Genomic DNA, 7,773 nt, shown 5'->3' with positions numbered 1-7,773 from the left:
TTCCCTGACTGTCAACTCGCTCTTTCCCCAGACTCCGCGAAGAACCTAAAAAAAGGGAGCCTTGCGGCTCCCTATGGGGACTATCGCCGGAGCAATCAGGCGATTTCGATCAGGACTTCGCCCGGGTTCACACGGTCGCCCTTGGCAACGTGGACGGACTTGACGGTGCCGTCGATGGGCGCCTGGACTTCGGTTTCCATCTTCATGGCTTCGGTGATCAGCACGGCCTGACCGGCTTTCACCTGGTCGCCTTCCTTCACCAGCACATCGACGATGTTGCCCGGCATGGTGGTGCTGACATCGCCCGGCGCACTGGCGCTCTTACGCTTGCTGCCAGCACCTGCGACGAACTCGTTGAGCGGCTCGAACACCACCTCCTCCGGCATGCCGTCGATGGACAGGTAGAAGTGGCGCTTGCCGTCGGTCTTCACGCCGACACCGGTGATGTCGATGCGGTAGCTCTCGCCGTGGACATCCACCACGAACTCGGTCGGAGTGCCTTCGCCGCCGACCGGGGCCGCGCCCTTGCCGTTGGGGATGGGCAGCAGTTCTTCCGGCTTCAGGGTGCCGGCGGCACGCTCTTCGAGGAACTTGCGGCCGATGTCCGGGAACATGGCGAAGGTCAGCACGTCCTCTTCGCACTTGGCGAGGCTGCCGATGTCTTCGCGCAGCTTGTTCAGCTCCGGCTTGAGCAGGTCGGCCGGACGCACGTCGATGACTTCCTCGTTGCCGATGGCCTGGCGGCGCAGTTGCTCGTTGATCTGGCCCGGCGCCTTGCCGTAGCGACCTTGCAGGTAGAGCTTCACCTCGTTGGTGATGGTCTTGTAACGCTCACCGGCCAGCACGTTGAAGAAGGCCTGGGTGCCGACGATCTGCGAAGTCGGGGTGACCAGGGGCGGGAAGCCGAGGTCCTCGCGAACACGCGGGATTTCCGCCAGTACTTCCGGCATGCGGTTCAGGGCGCCCTGTTCCTTGAGCTGGTTGGCCAGGTTGGAAATCATCCCGCCCGGCACCTGGTTCACTTGCACGCGGGTGTCCACGCCAGTGAATTCGCTTTCGAACTGGTGGTACTTCTTGCGCACGGCGTGGAAGTACATGCCGATTTCCTGGATCAGTTCCAGGTCAAGGCCCGTGTCGTAGGGTGTGTCGCGCAGGGCGGCGACCATCGACTCGGTACCCGGGTGGCTGGTGCCCCAGGCCATGCTGGAGATCGCGGTGTCGATGCGGTCGGCACCGTTTTCCACGGCCTTGAGCTGGCACATGCTGGCTACGCCGGCGGTGTCGTGGGAGTGCACCACCACATCCAGCGGCAGCGCCTCTTTCAGCGCCTTCACCAGTTCGCCGGTGGCGTACGGGGTCAGCAGGCCCGCCATGTCCTTGATGGCGATGGAGTCCACGCCCATGTCGGCCATCGCCCTGCCCTGGGCAACGAAGGCGTCGATGGTGTGCACGGGGCTGGTGGTGTAGGCGATGGTGCCCTGGGCGTGCTTGCCGGCAGCCTTCACGGCTTCGATGGAGGTGCGCAGGTTACGCACGTCGTTCATCGCGTCGAAGATGCGGAATACGTCGATGCCATTGACCGCAGCCTTGGCGACGAAGGCGCGTACCACGTCATCGCTGTAGTGGCGGTAGCCCAGCAGGTTCTGGCCGCGCAGGAGCATCTGCAGGCGGGTGTTGGGCAGGGCGGCCTTCAGCTTGCGCAGGCGCTCCCATGGGTCTTCCTTGAGGAAGCGCACGCAGGCGTCGAAGGTGGCACCGCCCCAGACTTCCAGCGACCAGTAGCCGACCTTGTCGAGCTTGTCGCAGATCGGAAGCATGTCTTCGGTACGCATGCGGGTGGCCAGCAGGGACTGGTGCGCATCGCGCAGGATGGTATCGGTGATCGAAATCTTCTTGCTCATGTTCTGAATCCTTCCCCTACAGGCCGGCGTGGGCGGCGATGGCGGTGGCGATGGCGATGGCCAGGTGCGACGGGTTGCGCTTGATCGAGTACTGGGTCAGCTCCGGATGGCTCTCGACGAAGCTGGTGTTGAACTCGGCGCTGCGGAACTCGGGATTACGCAGGATTTCCTGGTAATAGGGCGCGGTGGTCCGCACACCCTGCACGCGCATGTCGTCGAGGGCGCGCAGGCCACGGTCCAGGGCTTCTTCCCAGGTCAGTGCCCAGACGATCAGCTTCAGGCACATGGAGTCGTAGTACGGCGGAATGGTGTAGCCGGTGTAGATCGCGGTATCGGTGCGCACACCGGGGCCGCCGGGGGCGTAGTAACGGGTGATCTTGCCGAAGGACGGCAGGAAGTTGTTCTTCGGATCCTCGGCGTTGATCCGGAACTGCAGGGCGAAGCCACGATGGATGATGTCGTCCTGCTTGATCGACAGCTCCATGCCGGAGGCGATGCGGATCTGCTCACGAACGATGTCGATGCCGGTGATTTCCTCGGTGATGGTGTGTTCCACCTGCACGCGGGTGTTCATCTCCATGAAGTACACCTCGCCCTCGGCGAGCAGGAACTCCACGGTACCGGCGTTCTCGTAGCCCACGGCCTTGGCCGCACGCACGGAGAGGTCGCCGATGTAGGCGCGCTGCTCGGGGGTGAGCTGCGGGCTCGGGGCAATCTCGATGAGCTTCTGGTTGCGGCGCTGGATCGAGCAGTCGCGCTCGAACAGGTGCACGGTGTTGCCGAAGGAGTCGGCGAGGATCTGCGCTTCGATGTGCTTCGGATTGACGATGCACTTCTCGAGGAAGACTTCTGCCGAACCGAAGGCCTTGGTGGCTTCGGAGATCACACGCGGGTAAGCCTGTTCCAGCTCCTCGCGGCTGTTGCAGCGACGGATACCGCGGCCGCCACCACCCGAGGTGGCCTTGAGCATCACCGGGTAGCCGATGCGCTCGGCTTCGCGCAGCGCTTCTGCGAGGTCAGCGACGTTGCCTTCGGTGCCGGGGGTAACCGGTACGCCGGCCTTGATCATGCTGCGGCGGGCTTCCGTCTTGTCGCCCATGCGGCGGATCACTTCGGCGGAGGGGCCGATGAACCTGATCCCGCGTTCAGCGCAGATATCTGCCAGCTCGGCGTTCTCGGAGAGGAAACCGTAGCCTGGATGCAGGGCATCGCAGCCGGTCTCGACCGCCAGGTTCACCAGTTTGCGCGGGTTCAGGTACCCGGCCAGCGGGTCTTCGCCGATGCTGTGGGCCTCGTCGGCACGTTTGACGTGCAGGGCGTGCCGGTCGGCATCGGAGTAGATAGCCACCGAGCGAATGCCCATCTCGGCGCAAGCACGCACGATGCGGACGGCAATCTCACCACGGTTGGCGATCAGGATTTTCTTGATCACGAGTTGTCCCTCGACCAAGTGAACAGGCGAACGGCTGGGCCGGTCGTTGGGTGACCGCAGGTCGTGTAGCGGTCGCGTCATTACCCTACGCCGCGAGCGGGAATAACCCCAATCAATAATTATTGGGGTATCCATTAGGATGAGCTTATAGTCAGCAACCTTGCCCACCCCACGAGGCCAAAATCGATGCGCAAGACCCTGCTGCGTATGACGCTGCGCCAGCTCCAGGTATTCCGTGCGGTGTTCGAAAGCCGCTCCTACAGCCGGGCGGCCGAGGAGATGGCCCTGACTCAGCCGGCCGTCAGCCTGCAGATCCGCCAGCTCGAGGAGCTGGTGGGCCAGCCGTTGTTCGAGTACGTCGGCAAGAAGCTCTACGTGACCGACGCCGCCGAGGCGCTGATGCGTGCCAGCAGCGATATCTTCCAGCGCCTGGCCAGCCTCGACATGCAGCTCTCTGACCTGCAGGGCTCGCTGCAGGGCCAGCTCAACCTGGCGGTGGAGTCGAGCGCCAAGTACTTCGCGCCACACCTGTTCGCCGCGTTCCGCGATCAGCATCCGGACGTCAGCCTGCACCTGGTGGTGACCAACCGCGCGCAGGTGATCAAGCGCCTCTCTGACAACCGTGACGATCTGGTGATCATGTCCCTGGTGCCCCAGGACATGGCCCTGGAATTCCTGCCCTTCCTGAACAACCCGATCGTTGCGGTGGCACCGCCCAGCCACCCGCTGTGCAACGCCGCGAAGCTGACCCTGAAGGACCTGGAGTCCTACACGCTGCTGGTGCGCGAGGCCGGTTCGGGCACCCGCAAGGCATGCGAGGAGTACTTCCAGCAGAAGCGCGCGCACTTCGCCCAGACCATGGAAGTGGCCTCGCTGGATGCCCAGAAGGAATGCGTCGTGGCCGATCTCGGCATCGCCCTGATTCCACGCCACGCGGTGAGCCTGGAACTGGCGACCGGGCTGCTGCGGGAGTTGCCAGTGGAAGAATTGCCGCTGTATCGGAGCTGGTGCGCCGTGCACGCCAAGGGCAAGCGGCTATCGCCGGTCGCCCAGGCGTTTCTGGCCTTTATCCGCGAAGAACGGGCACAGATCAGTGCACTTTCGCACCGATTTTCCGGCGCGCTGCCTTTGACGACAACAGGTAGTTAGCGGCGATCAATTCGGGATAAGGGTAGTCCGAACACTCCATCTGCAGGCGACGCTGGTCGACGCGGTCTTCAATGGCGCGGCGATACTGCATACGCCGCTGATCCTCCAGTTTGCGCCGGGTCTTGCTGTCCAGATGGGCGGATTCATCGTGAAAGCGTTGCATGGCATTTCTCCCTGGGCGGGGTTCGGTAGGCGCAGCATCGCCCGCGCCTGTGACGCTTTCGCGAAGGCTCGGTGAATCTGTGGTGAAGCGAAGGTTTCAGGCTATCGGCGCAATAGCTGGACAGACCGGCGCGGCGCGACTTTGCTCAGCAATTACGGGCAACGTCGCTGGAGGACGCCATGAGCAATGCCGTCGAATTCTTCCAACGCTTTCCGATCCAACGGGTGCGCTCCACCATCCTCGATGATGTACTGGCCAGCGAACGCCAACGGCTGGTGCTGCTCTACCTCTGGCAGGACGACTGCCCGCTCTGCGACGTGGCCAAGCACGACCTGCTGCGCACCCAGGAACGCTGCCAGTGGCCCCAGGTGCGCTGGCTGCATGACGAAGTGGACGAAGACCCGGCGCTGGCACTGCGCTTCGGGCTGCACGGCGTGCCGACCTTCATAGCCCTCTATCGCGGCCGCCCCCTGGGACGGATCACCAGCTGGCCGGGCAGCGGGCCGTTCATCGAGGCGATAGAGCGGCTCCTGGTACGACAAGGACTGGTCTGAGCGAAGCAGGCTCTGCGCGGCTCAGTCCTCCGCGCTCTTCACCGATTTGGGCGACAGCCGGAGGCTACGCAGGCTTCGCTTCACGCTCTTGAGGTGGTTCACCAGGGTCGGGCCACGGGCCATGGCGACGCCCATGGCCAGTACATCGATCACCACCAGATGGGCGATCCGCGAGGTCAGCGGGGTATAGATCTCGGTGTCTTCCTGCACGTCGATGGCGAGGTTCACCGTGGCCAAGTCCGCCAGCGGGGTCTGGCTGGGGCACAGGGTGATGAGGGTGGCGCCCGCCTCACGCACCAGGTTGGCGGTGATCAGCAGGTCCTTGGAGCGGCCCGACTGGGAAATGCAGATGGCCACGTCCGAAGGCTTCAGGGTGACCGCCGACATCGCCTGCATGTGCGGGTCGGAATAGGCCGCCGCGGTCAGCAGCAGACGGAAGAACTTGTGCTGGGCATCAGCCGCCACCGCACCGGATGCGCCGAAGCCGTAGAACTCCACACGCTGGGCCTGGGCGCAGGCGCCGATGGCACGCTGCAGCGCCTCCGGGTCGAGCCTTTCGCGGACTTCCATCAGGGTGTGCAGGGTGGTGTCGAAGATCTTCAGGCTGAAGTCCGCGACCGAGTCGTCCTCGTGGATCGCGAACTGGCCGAAGCTGGCACCGGCGGCCAGGCTCTGCGCCAGTTTCAGCTTGAGGTCCTGGAAGCCGCCGCAACCGATGGCGCGGCAGAAGCGCACAATGGTGGGCTCGCTGACCCCGACACCCTGGGCCAAGTCGGCCATGGAGCTGTGCATGACCGCAGCGGGATCGAGCAGGACGTGGTCGGCGACTTTCAGTTCCGACTTGCGTAGCAGATGACGCGACTGGGCGATATGTTGCAGCAGGTTCACAGGGCAGGCTCTGTCTGGAATGGGGGTTTTGCCGGTTTCTTCAGTCATGCAACGAGGCGCGACTCGGTTATGATCGGCGGATCAGGCTGTAGTGGCCTTGTAGTTATACTACATGAACCGCTTTTCCGCCCACTTGAACCACCTTTTCTCAGCGTGCAAGGAAGGGAGAGCGCATCCTTGACCAGCTCCTGCGACATGCTCGTCTTCGGCGGCACCGGCGATCTCGCGCTGCACAAGCTGCTTCCGGCCCTCTATCACCTGCATCGCGAAGGGCGGCTGCATCCGCAGATGCGCATCCTCGCCCTGGCCCGCAACACCCTCGATCGTGACGGCTATCGTGCCCTCGCAGAGCGTCGCTGCCGGGCCCAGGTAGCGCGCGCGGACTTCACCGCCGAAGCCTGGCGCGGCTTCTCCGAGCGCCTCGATTACTTCGCCATGGACGTTTCCCAGAGCGCCGACTTCGTCCGCCTGGCCCGCCACCTCGGGCCCGATCCCGGTTGCGGGCGGGTCTATTATCTGGCCACCGCCCCTGACCTGTTCGAGGACATCGCCGCGCACCTGTCCATCGCTCGGCTGGCCACGCCGCAGTCACGCATCGTGCTGGAAAAGCCCATCGGCCACTCGCTGGAGTCGGCCCAGGCGATCAACGCCACCATCGGCAAGGTGTTCGACGAATCCCAGGTGTTCCGCATCGATCACTACCTGGGCAAGGAAACCGTGCAGAACCTCATGGCGCTGCGCTTCGCCAACGGTCTGTTCGAGCCGATCTGGCGCGCCGGGCACATCGACCATGTGCAGATCAGCGTCTGCGAGACGCTCGGCGTGGAGAACCGTGGCGCCTACTACGACCGCTCCGGGGCCATGCGCGACATGGTGCAGAACCACCTGCTGCAGTTGCTCTGCCTGGTGGCCATGGAAGCGCCGGTACGCTTCGACGCCGAGGCGGTGCGCAATGAGAAGGTGAAGGTACTCGAGGCGCTCAAGCCGATTTCCGGCCAGGACGTGCGCGACAAGACCGTGCGCGGCCAGTACAGCGCCGGCAAGATCGGCGGCCAGGAAGTGCCGGCCTATTACTTCGAGAAGAACGTCGACAACGACAGCGATACCGAAACCTTCGTCGCCCTGCAGGCGGAGATCGACAACTGGCGCTGGGCCGGCGTGCCGTTCTACCTGCGTACCGGCAAGCGCCTGGCGCGCAAGTACTCGGAGATCGTCATCCAGTTCAAGCCGGTGCCGCACCGCCTGTTCGCCGACGGCGAGGCCAACCGCTTGCTGATCCGCCTGCAACCGGAAGAGCGCATCAGCCTGCAACTGATGGCGAAGACGCCGGGCAAAGGCATGAATCTGGAGCCGGTGGAGCTGGACCTGAACCTGGCCAAGGCCTTCAGTCACCAGCGCCGCTGGGACGCCTACGAACGCCTGCTGCTGGACGTGATCGAGGGCGATTCGACCCTGTTCATGCGCCGCGACGAGGTGGAAGCCGCCTGGCGCTGGATCAGCCCGATCCTCGAAGGCTGGCACGAGTACTACCAGAGCCCGCGCCCGTACCCCGCAGGCTCTACGGGGCCGGAACAGGCCCACAGCCTGCTGGAACTGCACGAGCGCGCCTGGCACGACTGACCGCGACCATCCCGTAGGGTGCGCCGTGTGTTCAGCCGGGGGACATAGGTAACGGGTGTCGGGAGA

7 protein-coding genes are annotated in these 7,773 nt (G+C 64.2%); 3 read left to right on the top strand and 4 right to left on the bottom strand.

Annotated features, from left to right (window positions below):
- Positions 1–95: 95 nt before the first annotated feature.
- Positions 96–1,901, bottom strand: a complete 1,806-nt coding sequence (gene oadA, locus MnOB_RS26175) for a sodium-extruding oxaloacetate decarboxylase subunit alpha (RefSeq protein ID WP_077527457.1) — start codon at positions 1,899–1,901, stop codon at positions 96–98.
- 16 nt (positions 1,902–1,917) lie between these two features.
- On the bottom strand, positions 1,918–3,333 hold the full coding sequence (locus MnOB_RS26170) for an acetyl-CoA carboxylase biotin carboxylase subunit (RefSeq protein ID WP_077527456.1): 1,416 nt from the start codon (positions 3,331–3,333) through the stop codon (positions 1,918–1,920).
- A 186-nt stretch (positions 3,334–3,519) separates the two neighbouring features.
- On the opposite strand from MnOB_RS26170, the gene MnOB_RS26165 reads away from it, so the two are divergent.
- On the top strand, positions 3,520–4,482 hold the full coding sequence (locus tag MnOB_RS26165) for a LysR family transcriptional regulator (RefSeq protein WP_077527455.1): 963 nt from the start codon (positions 3,520–3,522) through the stop codon (positions 4,480–4,482).
- Here the strand turns inward: MnOB_RS26165 and MnOB_RS26160 are convergent.
- Positions 4,424–4,645, bottom strand: a complete 222-nt coding sequence (locus MnOB_RS26160; RefSeq protein ID WP_077527454.1) for a PA3496 family putative envelope integrity protein — start codon at positions 4,643–4,645, stop codon at positions 4,424–4,426. The genes MnOB_RS26165 and MnOB_RS26160 overlap by 59 nt on opposite strands.
- Positions 4,646–4,824: 179 nt before the next feature.
- Between MnOB_RS26160 and MnOB_RS26155 the strand changes: the two genes are divergently transcribed.
- Positions 4,825–5,199: a thioredoxin family protein gene (locus MnOB_RS26155; protein ID WP_077527453.1), complete on the top strand. Its 375-nt coding sequence runs from the start codon at positions 4,825–4,827 to the stop codon at positions 5,197–5,199.
- Between the two features lie 21 nt (positions 5,200–5,220).
- Here MnOB_RS26155 and hexR read toward each other — a convergent pair whose 3' ends face one another.
- Entirely contained in the window at positions 5,221–6,087 is an 867-nt protein-coding gene (hexR, locus tag MnOB_RS26150) for a transcriptional regulator HexR (RefSeq protein WP_077527452.1), read from the bottom strand.
- 195 nt (positions 6,088–6,282) lie between these two features.
- Here hexR and zwf point away from each other — a divergent pair, with 195 nt between their 5' ends.
- Complete coding sequence (gene zwf / locus MnOB_RS26145; protein ID WP_234358339.1) at positions 6,283–7,707, top strand: glucose-6-phosphate dehydrogenase; 1,425 nt, start codon at positions 6,283–6,285, stop codon at positions 7,705–7,707.
- Positions 7,708–7,773: the final 66 nt, after the last annotated feature.

Source organism: Metapseudomonas resinovorans, from assembly GCF_002003485.1.
Taxonomy (GTDB): domain Bacteria; phylum Pseudomonadota; class Gammaproteobacteria; order Pseudomonadales; family Pseudomonadaceae; genus Metapseudomonas; species Metapseudomonas resinovorans_D.
This window is presented reverse-complemented; position numbering and strand designations above follow the sequence as displayed.